The 18,699-nt window shown below is 73.2% G+C and carries 17 protein-coding genes; 9 read left to right on the forward strand and 8 right to left on the reverse strand.

Going from position 1 to position 18,699, the window contains the following annotated elements:
* Positions 1 to 138: 138 nt before the first annotated feature.
* Positions 139 to 906 carry a CDP-alcohol phosphatidyltransferase family protein gene (locus ACFXPX_RS26040; protein WP_375883244.1) on the reverse strand — a complete coding sequence of 256 codons (768 nt, stop codon included), beginning with the start codon at positions 904 to 906 and terminating at the stop codon, positions 139 to 141.
* Between the two features lie 299 nt (positions 907 to 1,205).
* Here ACFXPX_RS26040 and ACFXPX_RS26045 point away from each other — a divergent pair, with 299 nt between their 5' ends.
* Positions 1,206 to 1,883 carry an NUDIX hydrolase gene (locus ACFXPX_RS26045; protein ID WP_380643521.1) on the forward strand — a complete coding sequence of 226 codons (678 nt, stop codon included), beginning with the start codon at positions 1,206 to 1,208 and terminating at the stop codon, positions 1,881 to 1,883.
* A gap of 34 nt (positions 1,884 to 1,917) precedes the next feature.
* A complete protein-coding gene (locus tag ACFXPX_RS26050; protein ID WP_375883249.1) occupies positions 1,918 to 2,607 on the forward strand; it encodes an HAD family hydrolase in 690 nt (229 codons plus the stop codon).
* A 21-nt stretch (positions 2,608 to 2,628) separates the two neighbouring features.
* On the opposite strand, the gene ACFXPX_RS26055 is transcribed toward ACFXPX_RS26050, so the two are convergent.
* The gene (locus ACFXPX_RS26055; protein ID WP_380522573.1) at positions 2,629 to 3,321 is read right to left on the reverse strand and encodes a YidC/Oxa1 family membrane protein insertase; all 693 of its coding nucleotides are present in this window, start codon (positions 3,319 to 3,321) and stop codon (positions 2,629 to 2,631) included.
* A gap of 111 nt (positions 3,322 to 3,432) precedes the next feature.
* Positions 3,433 to 3,726: a DUF6412 domain-containing protein gene (locus ACFXPX_RS26060; protein WP_380398388.1), complete on the reverse strand. Its 294-nt coding sequence runs from the start codon at positions 3,724 to 3,726 to the stop codon at positions 3,433 to 3,435.
* A 182-nt stretch (positions 3,727 to 3,908) separates the two neighbouring features.
* On the opposite strand from ACFXPX_RS26060, the gene ACFXPX_RS26065 reads away from it, so the two are divergent.
* Together ACFXPX_RS26065 and ACFXPX_RS26070 are read left to right on the forward strand one after the other, a co-directional pair.
* On the forward strand, positions 3,909 to 4,193 hold the full coding sequence (locus tag ACFXPX_RS26065) for a type II toxin-antitoxin system prevent-host-death family antitoxin (protein ID WP_360240707.1): 285 nt from the start codon (positions 3,909 to 3,911) through the stop codon (positions 4,191 to 4,193).
* Complete coding sequence (locus tag ACFXPX_RS26070; RefSeq protein ID WP_375883256.1) at positions 4,186 to 4,608, forward strand: type II toxin-antitoxin system VapC family toxin; 423 nt, start codon at positions 4,186 to 4,188, stop codon at positions 4,606 to 4,608. The genes ACFXPX_RS26065 and ACFXPX_RS26070 overlap by 8 nt, the downstream gene beginning before the upstream one ends.
* 66 nt (positions 4,609 to 4,674) lie before the next feature.
* On the opposite strand, the gene ACFXPX_RS26075 is transcribed toward ACFXPX_RS26070, so the two are convergent.
* A complete protein-coding gene (locus ACFXPX_RS26075) occupies positions 4,675 to 5,751 on the reverse strand; it encodes a Gfo/Idh/MocA family oxidoreductase (protein ID WP_375883258.1) in 1,077 nt (358 codons plus the stop codon).
* 197 nt (positions 5,752 to 5,948) lie between these two features.
* Between ACFXPX_RS26075 and ACFXPX_RS26080 the strand changes: the two genes are divergently transcribed.
* From ACFXPX_RS26080 to ACFXPX_RS26095, 4 genes are all read left to right on the forward strand, one after another.
* Complete coding sequence (locus tag ACFXPX_RS26080; RefSeq protein ID WP_380398397.1) at positions 5,949 to 6,728, forward strand: HAD-IIA family hydrolase; 780 nt, start codon at positions 5,949 to 5,951, stop codon at positions 6,726 to 6,728.
* A gap of 82 nt (positions 6,729 to 6,810) precedes the next feature.
* Positions 6,811 to 8,079 (forward strand): low temperature requirement protein A, encoded by a 1,269-nt coding sequence (locus tag ACFXPX_RS26085; RefSeq protein WP_380643523.1) that lies wholly within the window; start codon positions 6,811 to 6,813, stop codon positions 8,077 to 8,079.
* Between the two features lie 78 nt (positions 8,080 to 8,157).
* Positions 8,158 to 8,886 carry a uracil-DNA glycosylase gene (locus ACFXPX_RS26090; RefSeq protein WP_375883267.1) on the forward strand — a complete coding sequence of 243 codons (729 nt, stop codon included), beginning with the start codon at positions 8,158 to 8,160 and terminating at the stop codon, positions 8,884 to 8,886.
* A gap of 295 nt (positions 8,887 to 9,181) precedes the next feature.
* Positions 9,182 to 10,141 carry a glycoside hydrolase family 6 protein gene (locus tag ACFXPX_RS26095; RefSeq protein WP_380643525.1) on the forward strand — a complete coding sequence of 320 codons (960 nt, stop codon included), beginning with the start codon at positions 9,182 to 9,184 and terminating at the stop codon, positions 10,139 to 10,141.
* A gap of 52 nt (positions 10,142 to 10,193) precedes the next feature.
* Here the strand turns inward: ACFXPX_RS26095 and ACFXPX_RS26100 are convergent, their stop codons facing one another.
* Both ACFXPX_RS26100 and ACFXPX_RS26105 read right to left on the reverse strand, forming a co-directional pair.
* A complete protein-coding gene (locus tag ACFXPX_RS26100) occupies positions 10,194 to 12,125 on the reverse strand; it encodes a galactose oxidase-like domain-containing protein (RefSeq protein WP_375883272.1) in 1,932 nt (643 codons plus the stop codon).
* Between the two features lie 46 nt (positions 12,126 to 12,171).
* Positions 12,172 to 14,388 (reverse strand): glycosyltransferase family 2 protein, encoded by a 2,217-nt coding sequence (locus ACFXPX_RS26105; protein WP_380643527.1) that lies wholly within the window; start codon positions 14,386 to 14,388, stop codon positions 12,172 to 12,174.
* 611 nt (positions 14,389 to 14,999) lie between these two features.
* Here ACFXPX_RS26105 and ACFXPX_RS26110 point away from each other — a divergent pair.
* Positions 15,000 to 15,905: an alpha/beta fold hydrolase gene (locus tag ACFXPX_RS26110; protein WP_380643529.1), complete on the forward strand. Its 906-nt coding sequence runs from the start codon at positions 15,000 to 15,002 to the stop codon at positions 15,903 to 15,905.
* A gap of 210 nt (positions 15,906 to 16,115) precedes the next feature.
* Here the strand turns inward: ACFXPX_RS26110 and ACFXPX_RS26115 are convergent, their stop codons facing one another.
* Positions 16,116 to 17,396 carry a hypothetical protein gene (locus ACFXPX_RS26115; protein WP_380594878.1) on the reverse strand — a complete coding sequence of 427 codons (1,281 nt, stop codon included), beginning with the start codon at positions 17,394 to 17,396 and terminating at the stop codon, positions 16,116 to 16,118.
* Between the two features lie 410 nt (positions 17,397 to 17,806).
* Positions 17,807 to 18,394 (reverse strand): DedA family protein, encoded by a 588-nt coding sequence (locus tag ACFXPX_RS26120; RefSeq protein WP_375883467.1) that lies wholly within the window; start codon positions 18,392 to 18,394, stop codon positions 17,807 to 17,809.
* Positions 18,395 to 18,699 lie beyond the last annotated feature (305 nt).

The following is an 18,699-nucleotide window of genomic DNA, read 5'->3' on the forward strand; positions in this document are numbered from 1 at the left end:
CACCCTCCGGTGCGGGCCGGTGGTGCCGCGTCCGCTCGGCGGCGGGCTTGCGCCGGACCCCTCCCCCGGCTGGGGGAGGGGCGTCTCAGCCCTGCCGCAGCCCTACCGCAGCCCCGCCGCGGTCGCCGGTGGGTGGTCTCAGCGCAGCCGCGACGACGACAGGATCGACGCGAGGTGCGCCACCACCATCCCCCAGGTGATCACCGTGATCCCGGCGAGCGTCCACCGGGTGGCGTCCAGGTTGTGCAGTCCGGCGTCCACGGCGGCGGCCGCCAGCAGCACCAGCGAGGCCTCGATGCCGTTCGTCACCCGGTGGATCTTGAAGATCGAGGCGAGCCGACGGGCCGTCGCGATGCCCTGGGAACGCGGCTGGGTGGACTCCTCGTCCGCCGGCGCCTGCCCGCTGCGCGCCCGGGCCACGTCCACCAGGTCCGTCGAGGCTTTGAGCAGGACGACGCCCAGCGCGGCCGCCAGGCCCGCCGACACCCACAGCTCCGAGCCGCCGCGCGCCGCCCGTACACCCGCGCCGATCATCAGCGCGGCGTCCGCCAGGTAGGCGCCCAGCCGGTCCACGTACACCCCGGCCATGCTGAACTGGCGCTTCCAGCGCGCCACTTCGCCGTCCACGCAGTCGAACAGCAGGAACAGCTGGAACAGCACCGCCGCGAGCACCGCGCCGGTCAGGCCCGGGATCAGCAGGGCCGCGCCGCCGCCGACCCCGCACACCACCATCACCCAGGTCAGGGTGTTCGGCGAGACCGAGGTGCGCACCAGCTGACGGGTGGTCCGCAGCGAGAGCGCCCGCATGTAGAGCCGGCCCGCCCAGTGCTCACCGTTGCGGCTCTGCAACTTGGCCTGCGGCTGGCACACCTCGCGCAGCTCGGCGAGCGCCGGAGCAGCCACCATGACGACATCCCTCCACCTGTCCCGAAACGATCACCACAGGCTACGGCCTCCGGAGGGGGCGCCTGACCAGCCGGTACGCCCCCGGCGTCCGGGAAAACCGGTGGGCCGCCCGAACACCCCCGGGCTAGGCTTCGCGGGTTCACCGGAACCGGAGCCCCCGGGCCCGATCGCCCGTCCCCGCAAGCCCGTTGACGCCGTTCCGCGCGACGCCGCCCGGCGTGACGCGGTCCGGTGCGCGGCGCTCCGGCGCGGGGCGGAGCGGACGCGCCCCGAGGGCGGAACGAGGAGAGTCCAGCACCATGGTGACCACGGACACCGCCCCGCAGAGCCCCGAGCCGCAGGGTCCTGCCCCGCAGAGCCCCGACCTGGCCCGGCTCCTGGCCGGACACCGGCCGCAGGGCCCGGTCGAGACCGCCGACCACGCCAGGGCGACCGCCCTGGTCGCCGCCTCCGCCGACGCTGCTGCCGCCGCCGCCGCCTCCGACGACACCGACGCTGCCGATGCCGCCGACACCGACGCAGCCGATGCCGCCGACGTCTGGGACCGCGGCACCCCGCTGCACTTCACCGCCTCCGCGCTGATCGTCCACCCGCCCACCCGCCGGGTGCTGCTGCGCTGGCACGTCCGCCAACAGGCCTGGCTCCAGGTCGGCGGCCACGGCGACCCGGGGGAGAACCTCCCGCTGGACATCGCCCTGCGCGAGGGCCTGGAGGAGACCGGCCTCACTGACCTCACCCCCTGGCCCGACGCCACCCTCGTCCACCTTGCCGTGGTGCCCGTCCCGGCCTCACCCGTCGAACCCGCCCACGAGCACGCCGACCTGCGCTTCCTGCTCGCCACCGACCGCCCGGACGACGCCCGCCCGGAGAACCCGGCCTCCCCGCTGGAGTGGCTGAGCATCGAGGAAGCCCGGCAGCGGACCACCGAGGAGAACTTCCGCGAGACCCTCGACCGCGCCGCCCGCCTGCTCGGCTGAACCACGCCGCCCTCACCCAAGGACCCCACCCCTGATGCACACCGACCAGATCCTCATCTTCGACGCCGACGACACCCTCTGGGAGAACAACGTCCTCTTCGAGCGCGTCATCGACGGCTTCCTGGACTGGGCCGCCGCCCCGGAGGGCCGCGACGGCGCCCGGGCCCTGTTCGACCGGATCGAGGCCGCCAACGTGGCCGCCCTCGGCTACGGCGCCACCGTCTTCCGGCAGAGCCTCGCCGACTGCCTGCGGCAGCTGAACGGCGACCGCACCCCCACCGCGGCAGAGCTCGCCCGGATCGACGAGCTGCTCACCCCGCTCACCCGGCGCGGCGAGGTCGAACTGATCGCCGGCGTCGCCGACACCCTCGCCACCCTGGCCGGCCGCCACCGGCTCCTCCTGCTCACCAAGGGCGACCAGGAGGAGCAGCAGGCCAAGGTGACGGCCTCCACGATCGACCACCACTTCGGCGGGATCCACATCGTGGCCGAGAAGTCCGTCGACACCTACCGGCAGCTCACCGCCGAGCTCGGCCTCGACCCGGACCGCACCTGGATGATCGGCAACTCGCCCAAGTCCGACATCGCCCCCGCCCGCCGGGCCGGCCTGCGCACCGTCTTCATCCCGCACGAGCACACCTGGGTGCTGGAGCACGAGGACCTCGGCCCGGACGAGGCGACGCTGCAGCTCGCGACCTTCCCTGAGCTGCTGCGCCACTTCTGAGCGAACGCGCCGGCTCCAGACCTAGACCGCGAGCGCCGTCGCCGGGACCTGCCCCGTGCCGCGGTACAGCCAGGCCCGCTCGGAGGCCGACCACACGCTGGTGGTGAGCAGGTAGAGCGCGGCGGCCACCGGCACCAGCATCGCGAAGACCACCGACGCGAAGGACAGGTACGGCAGCAGCGCCGCCCCCGGCTGCGGGGTGGTCTGCGCGGCCGCCGCGCGCCGGGCCCGGCGGTAGTTGACGTACCCGACCGCCGCCAGCCCGGCGTACAGCAGGCCGAACACCGCGAACTGTCCGGCGCCCTGCGCGTTCCCGACGTGCAGGCCCAGCGGCACCCCGAACAGGGTGTGGTCCAGCAGGTCGTTCGGGGTGGTGAAGAGCCGGTACATCACCGAGAAGAACGGGATCTGCACCAGCATCGGCAGGCAGCCCGCGAACGGCGAGACCTGCTCCTCCCGGTACAGCTCCGCGAGCGCCTCGCGCGCCTTCTCCGGGTTCTTCTTGTGCTTCGCGTTCAGCGCGGCGACCTTCGGCGCCAGCTTCGAGCGGGCCTTCTCCCCACGCGCCGCCGCCCGCGCCAGCGGGTGCAGGCAGAGCCGCACGGCGAGCACGAACAGGACGATCGCCAGTGCCGTCGGCAGGGCGTGGGCGAGGGTGGCGACCGCGGCGTGGGCGACGGTGACGGCCGGGTCGAGAACAGACAGGACGGACATGGTGAAGCGAGCCCTCCGGGGTCTCAGAACATGAGTGATCGGCGGAGGACGGCCGCGAAGAAGGTACGGGCAGCCGCGGAAACGCGGGCACCGTACGGGAGAACTGCGGGACTACGCGGCCGCCGGGGCCGCTCCCGGCGCCCTGGGGCGTCGCCTGCCCCGGGCGTCCGGATCACGCTGCGGAAGGAACGCCGTACGGAACGCCCGGCGTCGCAGCACCCCGCTGCGCACCGCGGCCGGGGCCCGTGCCCCCAACAACCGCGCCCCGGCGAGGGCCCCCGCGACCGCCCCGGCCACCAGGACCATCGCCGCCACGGCGGCGACGGACGCGAGCCCGCCGCCCTCGGTCACCAACTGCCCGGTCAACACCCGGAGCAGGCCCAGCACCATCGCGACGAACTCCACGGCGGGCCCCCTCTCGATGTCTTCCCGGTTCCGGACGTTCAGCACGACGATCGTACGGCCCCGGAGGCTCCCGGCCTAGCCCGTTCCTGCCGGGGTTCTCGCTGCGCGGGGGTCTTCGACGCGCGGGGTCTTCGACGCGCGGGGTGTAGCCGTCGGTGCTACGCGGGGCTACCGTGGAAGACATGAGGACGATTACCCAGCGGGAGTTCCGGAACAACTCCGCCGCGGTGATGGACGCGGTGGAGGCCGGTGAGACCTTCCACATCACCAGGAACGGGGTCGAGGTCGCGGAGCTGCGGCCGGTGTCCGGGCGGCGGCGGCTCACGGCGGAGGAGCTGGTGGCGCGGCACGTGAAGTTGCCGCGGGTGGACTACCAGGAGATGCGCAAGGAGGCCGAGGAGTACTTCGGGCCCGAGGAGCTCGTCGGGGACGAGGGCGACGACCCGTTCGAGCGGCGGCGTGGCTGAGCGCCGGAGGGCGTCCCGGCGGCGGCCCGCCGGGGTGCTCGACACCTGTGTGTACATCGACCTGGCGCTGCTCAGCCCCGGGGACCTGCCCGCCGTGCCGGAGCTGACCGCGATCACCTTCGCCGAACTCCAGCAGGGCGTCTCGATGGCCCGCGACCCGATCAGCCGGGCGGCCCGGCTGGAGGTGCTCGGCGCGGCGATGGCCGACTTCGACCCGCTGCCCTTCGACGCGGCCGCCGCCGCCCGCTACGGGACCCTCGTCACCCTGACCATCGCCGCCGGACGGCAGCCGCGCCCGCGCCGGATCGACCTGATGATCGCCGCCGTCGCCTCCGCCCACGGGCTGCCGCTGTACACCCGCAACGTGGCGGACTTCCGGGGGCTGGGCTCGGCGGTGGAGGTCATCGGGGTGTGAGGGCGGCCGAGGCCGCCACGGCCTCGGCCTGCCGCATCCGCCGCGCCCGCCGCCGCCGGGAGGTGGTCAACCCAGCCGGATCGTGCGGCCGGTGGCCGCGGAGGTGCGGGCGGCCTCCAGGACGGTGAGGGTGGCCACCGCGTCGCGCGGGTCGACCGGGGGCGGGGTGCCGGGGGTGGCCAGGGCGGCGGCGATGCCGGCGTAGAAGGCGGGGTAGTCGCCCGGGTCGGTGGGCAGGGAGATCTCGGACCCGTCGCTGCCCAGGGTGCCGTGGTGCTCGGGCAGGTCGGCGCCCCACGGGTGGGTACCGTCCGGGCGGCGGCCCGACCGCAGGTCGGCCTCCTGCGGGTCCATGCCGTGCTTGACGTACCCGGCGGTGTCGCCGAGGACCCGCAGCCGGGGGCCGATCAGCGGGGTGATGGCGCTGGTCCACAGGTGCGAGCGGGTGCCGCAGGCGTGGGTCAGGGCGACGAAGGCGTCGTCGTCCACCACCGCGCCGTCCCGCCGCACGTCGATCTCCGCGTAGACCGTCTCGACCGGCCCGAACAGGGTGAGCGCCTGGTCGACCAGGTGACTGCCCAGGTCGTACAGGGTGCCGCCGACCTCGGCCGGGTCGGCGAGCTCGCGCCAGCCCGGCTTGGGCTTCGGGCGGAACCGCTCGAACCGGGACTCGAAGCGGTGCACCCGGCCGAGCGCGCCGCCGCGCACCAGTCGGCTCGCGGTGAGGAAGTCGCCGTCCCAGCGCCGGTTCTGGAACACCGACAGCAGGACGCCCCGCTCCTCGGCCAGCCGGCACAGCTCCAGCGCCTCCGCGGCGGTGCCGGCCAGCGGCTTGTCCACCACGGTGGCCAGGCCGGCCCGCAGGGCGGCGCGGGCCAGCGGGGCGTGGGTGCGGTTGGGCGAGGCGACGACCACCAGGTCCAGCGCGTCCGGGTCGGCGAGCAGCTGCTCGGGGGTGTCGACGGCGCGGGCGTCCGGGTGCTCGCGGCGCAGCTGCTCCCGGCGCTCCGGGTTGGCGGTGACCACGGCGTCCAGCCGCAGCCCGGGCGTGGTGGCGATGAGCGGGGCGTGGAAGGCGGAGCCGGCCAGGCCGTAGCCGATCAGGCCGACGCGGAGGGGGCGGGGGGCGGTCAGCGGGTTCATACGGCCCACTCAATCACGGGGTGCCCCTTTGCTCCCGGTTTCCCGGTTCCCCGCTGCTCCCCGCTGCTCCCGCTGCCCGTCCGTCGGCCGTCGCGTCCCGTTGGACGGGACGTTCTGTCCCCTGCCATCCGTGCGGATTAGGCTGTGGCGCGTCAGGGCCCCACCGCAAGACTTGCAACATTCCGGGAGACACGCACGTGGCAGACCGCAAGCCCATCGAGTCCTGGCTGACCGACATGGACGGTGTCCTCATCCACGAGGGCACGCCGATCCCCGGGGCGGAGGAGTTCCTCCGCCGGCTGCGGGAGTCCGGCAAGCCCTTCCTCGTCCTCACCAACAACTCCATCTACACCCCGCGCGACCTGAGCGCCCGGCTGGCCGGGATGGGCCTGGAGGTGCCGGAGGAGTGCATCTGGACCTCGGCCCTGGCCACCGCCAAGTTCCTCAAGAGCCAGCGCCCGAACGGCACCGCGTACGTGATCGGCGAGGCCGGCCTCACCACGGCGCTCTACCAGGCCGGGTACGTGCTGACCGACAACAACCCGGACTACGTCGTGCTCGGCGAGACCCGGACCTACTCCTTCGAGGCGCTGACCAAGGCGATCCGCCTGATCAACGCGGGCGCCCGGTTCATCTGCACCAACCCGGACGAGACCGGCCCCTCCACCGAGGGCGTGCTGCCGGCCACCGGCTCGGTCGCGGCCCTGATCACCAAGGCCACCGGCGTGGACCCGTACTTCGTCGGCAAGCCCAACCCGCTGATGATGCGCGAGGCGCTCAACACCGCCGGCGCCCACTCGGAGACCGCCGTGATGATCGGCGACCGGATGGACACCGACATCGTCGCGGGCATGGAGGCCGGCATGGAGACCATCCTGGTGCTCACCGGCCTGACCTCCGCCGGCGACGTGGAGCGCTTCCCGTACCGGCCGACCCGGGTGGTCACGTCGATCGCGGACCTGGTCGAGCTGGTCTAACCTCTGCGGTGCAGTCGCGAGCCCCGCCCCGGCCGAGCGCCGGGGCGGGGCTCGTTCCGTACGCGTGGGGAGGACCGGGCGGATGAGCACGGCGGGGGAAACGACGGCCGGGGGCACGGCCGGGGGTACAGCCGGGGAGTTCGAGGCCGGGGAGGAGCGGGAGAAGCGGGTCACCTGGGCGGAGCTGTACTTCGACCTGGTCTTCGTCTTCGCGATCACCCAGGTCTCCGGACTGCTGCACCACCAGCACGACCTGACCGGTCTGGTCCGGGCCCTGGTGGTGTTCGTGCCGGTGTACTGGTGCTGGGTCGGCACCACCGTGCAGGCCAACATCCGCGACGTGGACAACCCGCGCGACCGCCTGGGCATCCTGCTGGTCGGACTGGCCGGCCTGTTCATGGCGCTCGCCGTCCCGGGCGCGTACGGCGGCCGGGGCGTGCTGCTGGGCGCCGCGTACTGGCTGGCCCGGGTGGTGCTGCTGCTCCTGCTGGTGCGCGTCCCGGGGGTGTGGCGCGGTCCGTACGGGGCGGGCGTGCTGGTCAGCGGACCGCTGCTGCTGGCCGGCGGGCTGCTGCCGGACGGGCCGCGGCTGGTGCTGTGGGCGGCGGCCGCGCTCTGCGACCTGGCCGCACCGCTGGTGTTCCGGCGGCGGCTCGCCAAGGTGGCCTACCACCCGTCGCACATGCCGGAGCGGTTCGCGCTGTTCCTGCTGGTGGCGCTCGGCGAATCGGTGGTCGGGATCGGCGGCTCGGCCGCCGCAGCCCGGCTGGACGCTGCCGAACTGGCCGCCGTGGCAGCCGCGTTCACCATCTCGGCCGGGCTGTGGTGGCAGTACTTCGTGTTCGCGGCGGACGCGATGCGGCACGCCGTGGAGGTCGCCGACTCCCGGCGGGACGTGATCCGGCGGGTCTTCCAGTACGGGCACCTGGCCCTGGCGGCCGGGGTGATCGGGGTCGCGGTCGGCTTCGCGGAGACGGTCGCGGACCCGTGGCGGGCGCTCGGCGCCGGACCGGTGGGGCTGCTCTACGGCGGCTGCGGGCTGTACCTGCTGACCTTCGGGTACACCCGCTGGATGATGTTCCGGCTGGTCTCGACCACCCGGATCGTCGCGGCGGTGGTGGTGCTGGGGCTGCTGCCCGCGATGGTGCGGCTGCCGGCCCTGGTGGTGCTGGTGGTGCTGGCCGTGCTGCTGGTGGCGCTCAACGGGGTGGAGCACGTGCGGGTGGGGCGGGCGGCCGCGGGCGGCGCTGCGGCCCCGGTTTCCCCCTCGGACCCGGCCTCCCCCTCGGACCCGGCCACTGCTTCGGGTTCGGCCGCCGCGACGGTGTCCGCCCCGGCGCCCGTGGAGTGAGTTGTCGGTGGGGCTGTGTAGCGTTCGGGGTGTAAGAGGGCGGGCGGCGCAGCAGCCGCGGTGTGGGAGGTAGATGTCGTGACGGACACGGTCGAGGCGGGCGTGGTCGAGGCCGGCGAGGGCGGCGGGCTGGAGCTGCCCGAGTCCTGGCGCGCGGTGCTCGGTGCCGAGACGGAGAAGCCGTACTTCGCGGAGCTGGCGGCCTTCGTGGCGGCCCAGCGCGCGGAGCACGAGGTGTTCCCGCCGAGCGGCCAGGAGTTCGCCGCGCTGCAGGCCACTCCGTACGAGAAGGTCCGGGTGCTGGTCCTCGGCCAGGACCCGTACCACGACAACGGCCAGGCCCACGGCATGAGCTTCTCGGTGCTGCCCGGGACGAAGACGCCGCCCTCGCTGCGCAACATCTTCAAGGAGCTGGACGCCGACCTCGGCATCCCGGCCCCCGACAACGGCTACCTGATGCACTGGGCCGAGCAGGGCGTGCTGCTGCTCAACGCGGTGCTCACGGTCCGCGCCCACGAGGCCAACTCGCACAAGGCGAAGGGCTGGGAGAAGTTCACCGACGCGGTGATCAAGGCGGTGAGCGAGCGCGAGGAGCCGGTGGTCTTCGTGCTGTGGGGCAACTACGCCAAGAAGAAGCTGCCGCTGATCGACACCGAGAAGCACGTGGTGGTCCAGGGCGCGCACCCGTCGCCGCTGTCCGCCAAGCTGTTCTTCGGCAGCCGCCCGTTCTCGCAGATCGACTCGGCGCTGGACGGCTTCGGCGGCGAGCCGATCGACTGGCGGGTGCCGGACCTCAAGCAGGGCTGACGCACGATCGTGCCGTAGGCGGCCGTGGCCGGGCGGGGTTCGGATTCCCGTCCGCCCACGGCCACTTGTCGTTCACCGGTGGCGGCCGTCGGCCGGGGCCGGGTGTGCTTAGCTGGTGGCGACCGGTCGCCGGACCGGTTCGACGGGGGTGGGAGTCGGCTCGGAGGGGCGGTACGTGCGCGGGGTGGGACGGGCAGGAACGATGCGGTGGGTCGGGCTGGCGGCGGGTCTGGCGCTGCTGGCGGTCGCCGGGTGCGGTAGCGGGGGCGGGGTGAACGGACCCGGAGCCTCCGCGGTGTCCGGGGCATCCGGAGCGCCCGGGGCCCCCGGAGGCTCCGCCGGGACTCCGGCGGCCGGCGCCACGGGCCTCAACCAGCTTCCCGGGCAGGCCTTCTACGTCTCCGACCGCACCAACGCCGCCCAGCAGGTCGCGGCGCTGCGCGGCCAGGGCCGTGCGGCCGAGGCCGACACCCTGCTGCGGATCGCCGCCCAGCCCTCCTCCCAGTGGCTCGGTGAACAGAGCGCCCGGGAGATCGCCGACCAGGTGAGCCGCCGGGCCACCGAGGCGGGCCGGACGGCCGTCTTCGTCGCGTACGACATCCCGCACCGGGACTGCGGCCAGTACTCGGCCGGCGGCGCCGCCGACGCGGCCGCGTACCGTTCCTGGATCACCGGCGTCGCCGGGGCCCTCGGCGACCGCAAGGCCTGGGTGGTGCTGGAGCCGGACGCCGTCGCCCACACCCTGGACACCTGCGGGATCAAGGGCGACCTGGCCGCCGAGCGGTACGGCCTGCTGGCCTTCGCCGTGCAGGAGTTGAAGAAGCGTCCGAACGTCCGGGTCTACCTGGACGCGGGCAACCCGGGCTGGGCCCAGGACCCGGACGAGATGGCCGCGGCGCTGCGCAAGTCCGGCATCGCGGCGGCGGACGGCTTCGCCGTCAACGTCGCCAACTTCTACCCGACCGACCGGAACGCGGACTACGGCAACCGGCTCTCCGCCGCCCTCGGCGGCAAGCACTTCGTCATCGACACCAGCCGCAGCGGCAACGGCTCGGCGGGCGCCGAGTCCTGGTGCAACCCGCCCGGCCGGGCCCTCGGCGAGGCGCCGACCACCGAGACCGGGCGGTCCGGGGTCGACGCCTACCTGTGGATCAAGAACCCGGGGGAGTCGGACGGCGAGTGCGGCCGCGGCGAGCCCCGGGCGGGCGAGTTCTGGCTGCCGTACGCGCTCGGGCTGGCGCAGGCGGCGCGCTGAGCGGAGCCGCGCGCCCGGCCCGGTCCGGCGGCGCCCGGCGCGGGCTGTCCGCTCAGCCGCCGACCTGGACCCAGCGGGCGACCGACGGGGTGCCGGCCGCGTCCGTCAGGAACAGCATGTACCAGCCGGGCGGCAGCAGGTTCGGGTTGCCCGGGAGGGTGAGCGAGAGCCCGTCGGCGGTGCGTCCGGTGATGTCCAGCGCGACCGAGCGCTGCTCGACGTCGGTCACGTGGGTCACCGAACTGGGCCGGATCAGCTTGGCGGTGGTCACCGCGTCCGGCCGGGCGGTGCCGATCCGGACGGTGCCGCCGAGCTTCGCCGCCGCGGGCGCGGCCGTCACCTCGGGGCGGTCGCCGTGGTACAGGTACGGCGGGGTGTAGATCTCGATGCGCTGCTCGAAGCCGCCGGGCTGGGTCTCGGCCTTGTCGGCGAACAGCGGGTTGGAGCCCAGGACGGCGACCCGGCCGTCCGGCAGCAGCAGCGCCTCGGAGTGGTAGTCGCGGCCGACGGTGGGCTCGGCGGCGGTGCTGAACGTCCGGGAGTCCGGGTGGTACACCTGGGCCTTGAGCAGGTCGCTGTCGCCCCGGCCGCGGTAGCCGCTGGAGCCGCCGGTGGTGAACACGGTGTCGTCCGGGAGGACCACGCTGTTGAGGTAGCGGGTCCCGCCGGCCGGCAGGTCCGGGCCCGGGACGAAGGCGGGCTCGGGCGCGGACAGGTCGACGATGTCCGTGCGGGCCGTGGACAGCGGGGACTCTCCCACCCCGCCGCCGCCCAGCACCATGACCTTCTGGGCCTGCGCGGGCGGCAGCAGCACCGAGGCGGAGGTCTCGGTCAGGTTCGGGTCGCGCAGGCCGGGGACGGGCCGGAAGCCGTTGGTCGAGAGGTCCCAGAGGCCCGGCTCGCGGCCCTTGTCGGCGGGGCCGTAGCCCGCGTTGGAACCGGAGTAGAAGAGCTTGCCGCTCGCGGTCAGGAAGATCGACGGGTAGGTCGGGAAGTAGCGGTCGGGGGCCTTGGCCCAGGTCCTGGACTTGGGGTCGTAGACCTCGTTGTCGTTGCCGTTGAGGATCAGCCCGGTGTCGTCCAGGCCGGAGACGGTGACCACCCGGCCGTCGCCCAGCCCGGTCAGGGTCGGGTACCAGCGGGCGTGCGCCATGTCGGTGACCTGCTCGTAGAGCTCGGTGTCCGGGTTGAACTCGAAGGCGGAGCGGATGCCCTGGTAGTCCTGCTTGTCCAGGGTCAGCTTCTCGCTCTGCCCGTACAGGTTGTGGGCGTCGACGCCGGTCAGCCCCTTGATCCGGTACTGGGCGGGGGAGTCGCTCACGTAGTCCCGGCCCTCGCCGACCGCCTCGACGAACACGTGCTGCTCGCCGGCCGTGACGACGGTCTGCTTCCCGGCACCGGTCTTGGTCGCGGCGGGGACGGTCACCTGGACGGTGCTGGCGTACTCCCGGCCGTTCGGGGCGACGAACACGGTGCCCTTGGGGAAGGTGCGGTCGCGCTCCGGGCTCTCGTTGCGCACCCGCATCACGCCTGCCGCCTTCTTCACCGCGCCGTCCAGCTTCTCGTACCGCTGGGTGCCGCCGGCCACCAGCACCCGGCCGTCCGGGAGGGAGGCGTGGCCGCCGCAGAACATGTCGGCGGGGGTGGGTATCAACTTGTAGCTGTTCTTCGCCGGATCCCAGAGCAGGCTCTTGAAGGTGCCCGCGTTGAACTGCTTCTCGTCGTTGCCGGAACCGGCCACGATCAGCACCTTGCCGGTGCGCAGCAGGGTGGCGTGGACGGCGTTGACCCGGAACGCGGCGGGCAGCGACAGGGTCTGCCAGTGGCCGTACTGCGCCTTGTACTCGGGGCGGTTGATCACGTACTGGTGGTACTGGTCGCCGGCGAAGCCGAGGACGGCCGGGGCGTTCATCCCGGCGACGGTCAGCGCGACGGTGCTGCCGAGGGCGAAGCGCTTGGTGCGGCCGGTCTTGTGGATCTTCACGGTGGGTGGTCCCCTCAGGAGGCGGGCGGGTCGGGGGCGGGGCGGCTCAGCGGGTGGGTGTGCTCTCGGCGCTCTCGGGGCTCTCGACGTGGTCGGCCCTCTCGACGCGGTCGGGCGCCGGGTCGTCGGGCCGGACGAGGCGGAGCGTGACCGTCGGGGCGTCGGGCGCGGGCGCTCGGAGGGTGAGGGTCGGGCTGTCGAGCGCGTCGGGCCGGGGTGGCGCCGGTGCCGCTGCCCCTGCCCCTGCTGCTGCCGCCGGTCCGGTGCGGCCGAGGGCGTGGCGCGGGCGGCGCTTCTCCAGCAGGACCTTGGGGGCCGCCGTCGGGTCGCCGGTCACGGTCAGGGTGGCGGTGGGACGGGTGCGCAGCCGGCGGACGGCGTCGCCCGCCGAGATCAGCAGCGGCAGTACGGTCAGCCCCAGGGCGATGCAGGCCCAGGTGCGCATCGCCACGTGGTCGTAGCCGGTGTGGAAGGACGCGGCGACGGCGCCGCCGAACACCACCGCCCAGAACAGGTGGTAGCGGAAGGTGCCGAGCCGGTCGGCGCTGGCCTCCCGGCCCTTGGGCGTCACCACGAAGCCGCCGCGGCGGCGCACCAGCGTCTGGAGCAGCGAGGCCGCGTACACCGGGCCGCAGAGCGCCGACATCACCATGCCCGCGACCCCGGAGGATCCGGCCGGCTCGTGCGGGCTCACGTTGTGCTTGCGGTTCCAGGTGTAGAGCAGGAGCTGGAGCGCGGCGGCGTCGCTGTAGAGCATCATCCAGAGCTCCGAGGAGACGTGCACGCCGGAGGCGCCGAAGCCCAGGTAGAGCACGCTGGACACCCCGCCGAGCAGCCAGGTGAGCGCCGCCATCGGGTAGAAGCCCACCATCAGCGTGTAGTTGAGCAGCCGGCCGGGCGACAGCCGCCAGAGCACCCGCCAGTACTGGGTGAGCAGGGTCTCGTAGGTGCCGCGGCTCCAGCGCAGTTGCTGGGAGAAGAAGTCGGTCCAGGAGGACGGGCCCTCGCCGACGGCGAGGACGTCCGGGGTGTACACGGACTTCCAGTTCTCCCCGGTCTTCGGGTTCCGGTTGCGGTGGAACTCCAGACCGGTCGCCATGTCCTCCGTGACGGAGTCGTACAACCCGCCGATCGACCGGAGCGCGTGGATTCGGACGGCGTTGTTGGTGCCGACGAACATCGGTGCGCCGTAACGGTTTCCGGCGCGCTGGATGAGTGCGTGGAAGAGGTACTGCTGGCTCTCGGAGAATTTGGTGACGGCCGAACCCGAGCTGCGGTAGTTCCCGTACACCTGAGGTCCGACCACGAATGCCACGTCCGGATCGCGGAAGTAGCCGAGCATGCGCTCGCAGAAGTCGGGCAGCGGCACGTGGTCGGTGTCGACGGACACCCAGAAGTCGTAGTCGTCGCCGTGGGCCTGGAGCCAGGCGTTGTAGTTGCCGTGCTTCGACCGGGCGCGGAACCGCCCCTTCGGCCGGTTCCAGTGCGGCCGGCCGGAACGGGTGAAGTGGTGGACGCCCAGCTCGGTGCAGAGGGCGCGCATTGCAGGATCGTTTCCCTCGTCCAACAGCCAGACGTCGTACGGTCCTTCGTGCCGGACGTCGCGCGCCGCCACCAGCGTGGCCCGCACCATCTCCGGCGGCTCCTTGCCGGGCACGCAGGTGGTGAGGAACGCGACCCGGGTGCCGGACTCCGGCGTCACCGGTATCGGGTCCCGGGCCACCAGGGTGGCGTGGGTGTTGGACACCACGTTGACCAGCCGGAACAGCTCGACCACCGCGATGATGCCGATCATCACCTTGTCCCCGAGCAGCACCAGGACATCGGTCTCGTCCGGGCGTTCCGGCCAGTGCTCCGGCAGCAGCAGCCAGACCAGCAGGACCACCTCCACCAGCGGGGCCGCCACCAGCAGCAGGGCGGCCCGTAACCGGTGCGGATCGTGCCGCAGCAGGCTCCGGTACTGGACCCGGTACGGGGTGTTCGGCCGCGCGCCCTCGTCCGTACCCGGCTGCGCGGCTGCGGACGCCCGCGCACCGTCCGGCTCCGGCCGGTACACGCCGCCACCGAGCTCCCGGTCCTCGTCCGGATCGACGGCCGGGCCCGCCAGACGGCTGAAATGGCCGTAGTCGTACGGCGCTTCGGGCACCGGCTCGGTGCGCAGCGCGGCCTCGTCGAGCTGCCCCGCGCCCCGGCGGCGGCTTCGGCCCGATCGGTCCTCGCGGGCCGTTCCGGCGCCCCTCCGTCGCGTGGACGGGTCGGTCATGACGTGCTCCCCCCGGAGTTCTGCGGCTTGCTGTGCTCGGCGGCGCTCGCCTTGCCCCGGAGCCGCCCGGGCAGAACGCGATACCGGGAATCCCGTACCGGGAACCCGATACGTGGAGTGTGTGCGACCGGATCGGTTGCGGGCCGGCACGACGGCTTCGAATGCGGGATCCCGGCGCACCGTCCAGCTTCCCCACCGGGCGTGACGGGATCCGTGGCTTGCTCAACTCTCCTGGAGCGTAACGCCGATCGCAACAGTTCCACACGACGATCGCTGCTCAGGCGTCAAGATGCCACGATTCCCGGCCACGGTGGCTCGCGATGGTGCTAATGCGGGGGAATTCGGCACGACGGTGAGTGGACGGTGCCACAGCGGGTATGCGAACGGCCGGACCGCCGAGAGGAGTTGTCGTCCCAGGTGCGGTCCGCCCGGGTGCGGAGGCCGGGCCGGGCCACCCGGGGGACGGCGGCGGGCCCGCGGTATGTCGACCGGAGCCACAGCGGGGTGCGTCGCTGCGTCGCCCGGCCACATGTCGCCGGTCCCACCGCACACCTACGGTTCCGACATCCACCCTGCGGGCGCCCGGCCCGCCCCACCGGAGGTACTCCCGCGTGAGCCAGTTCCCCTTGCAGCCCGAGGAGTCGACCGTCCCCGTACCCGGCGGGGACCTGGCCGTCCTGCGCTGGCCCGCCGACCGGCCGGGGGCCCCGACGGTCGTGGCGGTGCACGGGATCACCGCCAACGGCCTCGCCTGGTACGAGGTCGCCCGCCGGCTCGCCGGGCGGGTCACCCTGCTCGCGCCCGACCTGCGGGGGCGCGGCGCCAGCCGGTCGGTCGCCGGACCGTACGGGCTGGCCCGGCACTCCGACGACGTGGCCGCGCTGATCACCGGCCTCGGTGCCGGACCCGTCACGGTGGTCGGCCACTCGATGGGCGCCTGGGTCACCGCCCTGGCCGCCGTCCGGCACCCCGGACTCGTCCGCCGGGTCCTGCTGGTGGACGGTGCGCTGAGCTTCCCGCTCCCCGAGGGCGTCCGCGAGGAGGACGCCCTGGCCGGGGTGCTCGGCCCCGCGTTGGCCCGGCTGTCGATGACCTTCCCGGACCGCGCCGCCTACCGGGAGTTCTGGCAGCGCCACCCGGCCTTCGGCGGCGGCTGGTCCGACGGCGTCGACGCCTACACCCAGCGCGACCTGGTCGGCGCCGAGCCCGAACTGCGCTCCTCCTGCGTCCTGGAGGCCGTACAGACCGACGGCGCCCAGGTCCTGCTGGACGGCGAGGCGGCCGGGGCCGTGCACCGGCTGCCCTGCCCGGCCGAACTGCTCTGGGCGGAACGCGGCCTGCTCGACGAGCCGCAGGGCCTCTACGACCGGCAGCGGATCGGACTGTCCGGGCTGGACCGGGAACGGGTGCCGGCCTCGCCCGTGCCGGACACCAACCACTACTCGATCCTCTGGGGCGGGGCCGGGGCCGGGCTCATCGCCCGCAAGCTGCTCGCGGACGTCCCCGCGGCCGGCTAGGGCCTGTCCGGCGGATCTTGCCAGGCGCGCGACGCCGGGCATCCCGCCTGGACGCACGCCCGAATCGCCCAAGTACGTCCAGTACGAGGCCGACTCGGGCGCACGCCCAGCCGGGCGCCCAACGCCGCGCGCTGATCTGCCAAGATCCGCCGGACAGGCCCTAGGCCCGGAGGGACGTCCTGCCGCCCGGGTCCGGCCCGGCCCGGCCCGTCAGCCCGCCGCGCCGAGGAAGCTCTCCCAGCCGCCGGACGGCGCCTGGCCGACGTTGAGGGTGCGCAGCTTGCGCAGGGTCGACTGGTCCTGCACCTCCAGCCATTCGACCAGCTGCTTGAAGGAGACCAGCCGGACGTCGGGCTTGCCCGCGATCGACTTGAGGGCCTCCTCGACGGCGTCCATGTAGATGCCGCCGTTCCACTGCTCGAAGTGGTTGCCGACGAAGAACGGCGCGCGGTTGCTGTTGTAGGCGCGGTCGAACCCGGCCAGGTAGGAGTTGGTCGCCTGGGTGCGCCAGTCGTTGTACTTGGACGGGTCGCCCTTGGTGCTGCCGCTGGACTGGTTGGCCAGGATGTTGTAGTCCATCGACAGGACCTGGAAGGTGTGTCCGGGGAAGGGTATGGACTGGAGCGGGAAGTCCCAGATCTTGCCGTCCTGCACCTTCTGCGGCCATATCTGCAGCCCGCCGGAGGAGCTCGCGTCGTACTTCCAGCCCAGCTTCGCGATGGTCGGCAGCAGCGCCTTCTGGCCCTCCAGGCACGGGGTGCGGCCGCCGATGAGCTCCTTCTTGTAGTCGAAGGGCAGCGGGTCGACGTCGGTGAAGCCGGTGTTGGTCCGCCACTGGGTGACGAAGGAGACCGCCTGGTCGATCTCGCTCTGCCAGTCGTCCGGGGTCCACATGTTGACCCCGTTCTTGTCCGGGCGGCTGGAGCAGAAGTGCCCGTTGAAGTGGGTGCCTATCTCGTGCCCGGCGAGCCAGGCCTGGCTGATCAGCTTGAGGGTGCTCTTGACCGCGCCGTCCGACAGGTACGGGATGTCGGAGGCGCCGACCGCGTGCTTCGGCGGGTGGTACAGCTGCGACTTGCCCTTGGGCAGGGCGTAGATGCCGGAGAGGAAGAAGGTCATGGTGGCCTTGTACTGCTCCGCCAGCTTGAGGAAGCGGGGGAACTGGCCGTCGTCGGTGCCGCCCGCGCCGTCCCAGGAGAAGACCACGAACTGCGGCGGGCGCTCGCCCGGCTTGAGCTTCTCGGGCTTGGGCTGGTTCGGCTGCGGACCGGTGTCCGCGTTGGACCCGTCGCCGATCGGGGCGCCCTTGGGCACCACCGCCTGGGTCGGGTCGGTGGTGCCGCTCTGGCCGGCGTTGGCGTTGCCGCCGGAGGAAGGTGAGCTGGAGTTCTGCCCCGAACCGGATCCGCCGCTGGAACAGGCCGAGACCGCGCCGAGGGCCGCGGTCGCGGCGGTCGCACTGAGCACCGTCCTGCGCGAGATGCTGGTCATGGTCTCCCCTGGGTGCCGATCGGCCGGTGGTGAGGGCGGTCCGGGCCGCACCGGTCAAATCGGGCAATTGATGAATATTCCGCCGTTAGCATGTCATGTCGCCGCAGCGGCTTCCAAGGTCGCCGGGCTCCGACGACAGTGAACACGCCGGGGGCGCCCGGCCGGGCTGCAGGAATTCGTCGTCTGTTGCGGTCCTGTGACGCTTCGCATCGCGTGCCGTCACGGGAGTACGGTACCGCCGCTCGGCCGACACCGGTCAGAGTTCGTCAGCGCTCGTCGGGGGCTTCGCCCGGAAGGGACAATTGTGCTCCTGGCAGCCCCCCGCGGCCCGGCCATGCCCCGGCCATGGCTCGGCCCGGCCCGGGCGCGTCCGCACGTCGTCGGACGCCACCGGTCGTTCCGGGAACGGCTCAGAGCACGGCCAGCCGCCGGTGGCGGCGCACTACCCGCGCGATCGCGGTGCTGACGGCGGTGGCCGCCGCGCAGGAGACCGCCAGGCTCAGCCAGGCGGTGTTGAACCAGTGGCTGTTCAGCCAGCCCAGCGTCACGATGTACGCGGCCCAGACCAGCGCCGCCAGCGCCGACCAGTGCAGGAAGCGGTGCGGGTGGGCGGGGGAGTGGCCGATGGCCAGGTCCAGGACGGTCCGCCCGGCCGGCACGAACCGTGCGACCACCACCATCGCGGCCGCCCCGGCGTGCGGGCGTTCGAGCAGCGACTGCTGGACCCTGGTCACGCTGGCCGCCAGTTTCGGGCGCCGGGCGAGCCGGCGCTGCAGCAGCGGGGCCCCGCGCCGGGCCAGGTGGAGCAGGAGGACGTCCCCCAGGAAGGAGGCCACCGCCACGCCCAGGCCGAGCAGCACCGGGGCGCCGTTGATCTGAGCCGTCTTGAGCACGGCCAGGATGACCAGCGTGCCGCTCGGGATGAAGGGGAGCAGCGCGTCGCCGAGTACGGCGAAGAGCGCAAGGGCGCAGATCCACGAGGATCCGATCGCCGCCACGAAGTTCAAGGCCCTACTCCCTCCACGCCGCCCTGGTGGAGCAGGTGGCTCTGGGGCCAACGCTAGCGCCTCGACTTTTCATGCCATGAAGCACCCCGGTGCGCCGGAGGTCACAGTGGACGGCCACGGCCTGCGGATCCCGTCCCGGAGAACGGTCCCCGACGTGCTCGAATCTCATTCGAATCTCATCCGGGCCGTCCCGGCACCGCCCTCGGACCACGCCGGACATCCGACGGTCGGTACGGGAACAGCGAGCCCCCGGCCGTGGTTGACGCCGGTCGGCAGCGACCGCCGGGCCGTCCGGG

This window comes from Kitasatospora sp. NPDC059146, assembly GCF_042786665.1.
In the GTDB taxonomy this organism is placed as follows: Bacteria; Actinomycetota; Actinomycetes; order Streptomycetales; family Streptomycetaceae; genus Kitasatospora.

Coding starts and splice junctions, on each gene's coding strand:
- ACFXPX_RS26040 (WP_375883244.1), bottom strand. CDS start 906: ATGGTGGCTGCTCCGGCGCTCGCCGAGCTGCGCGAGGTGTGCCAGCCG.
- ACFXPX_RS26045 (WP_380643521.1), top strand. CDS start 1,206: ATGGTGACCACGGACACCGCCCCGCAGAGCCCCGAGCCGCAGGGTCCT.
- ACFXPX_RS26050 (WP_375883249.1), top strand. CDS start 1,918: ATGCACACCGACCAGATCCTCATCTTCGACGCCGACGACACCCTCTGG.
- ACFXPX_RS26055 (WP_380522573.1), bottom strand. CDS start 3,321: ATGTCCGTCCTGTCTGTTCTCGACCCGGCCGTCACCGTCGCCCACGCC.
- ACFXPX_RS26065 (WP_360240707.1), top strand. CDS start 3,909: ATGAGGACGATTACCCAGCGGGAGTTCCGGAACAACTCCGCCGCGGTG.
- ACFXPX_RS26075 (WP_375883258.1), bottom strand. CDS start 5,751: ATGAACCCGCTGACCGCCCCCCGCCCCCTCCGCGTCGGCCTGATCGGC.
- ACFXPX_RS26085 (WP_380643523.1), top strand. CDS start 6,811: ATGAGCACGGCGGGGGAAACGACGGCCGGGGGCACGGCCGGGGGTACA.
- ACFXPX_RS26105 (WP_380643527.1), bottom strand. CDS start 14,388: ATGACCGACCCGTCCACGCGACGGAGGGGCGCCGGAACGGCCCGCGAG.
- ACFXPX_RS26115 (WP_380594878.1), bottom strand. CDS start 17,396: ATGACCAGCATCTCGCGCAGGACGGTGCTCAGTGCGACCGCCGCGACC.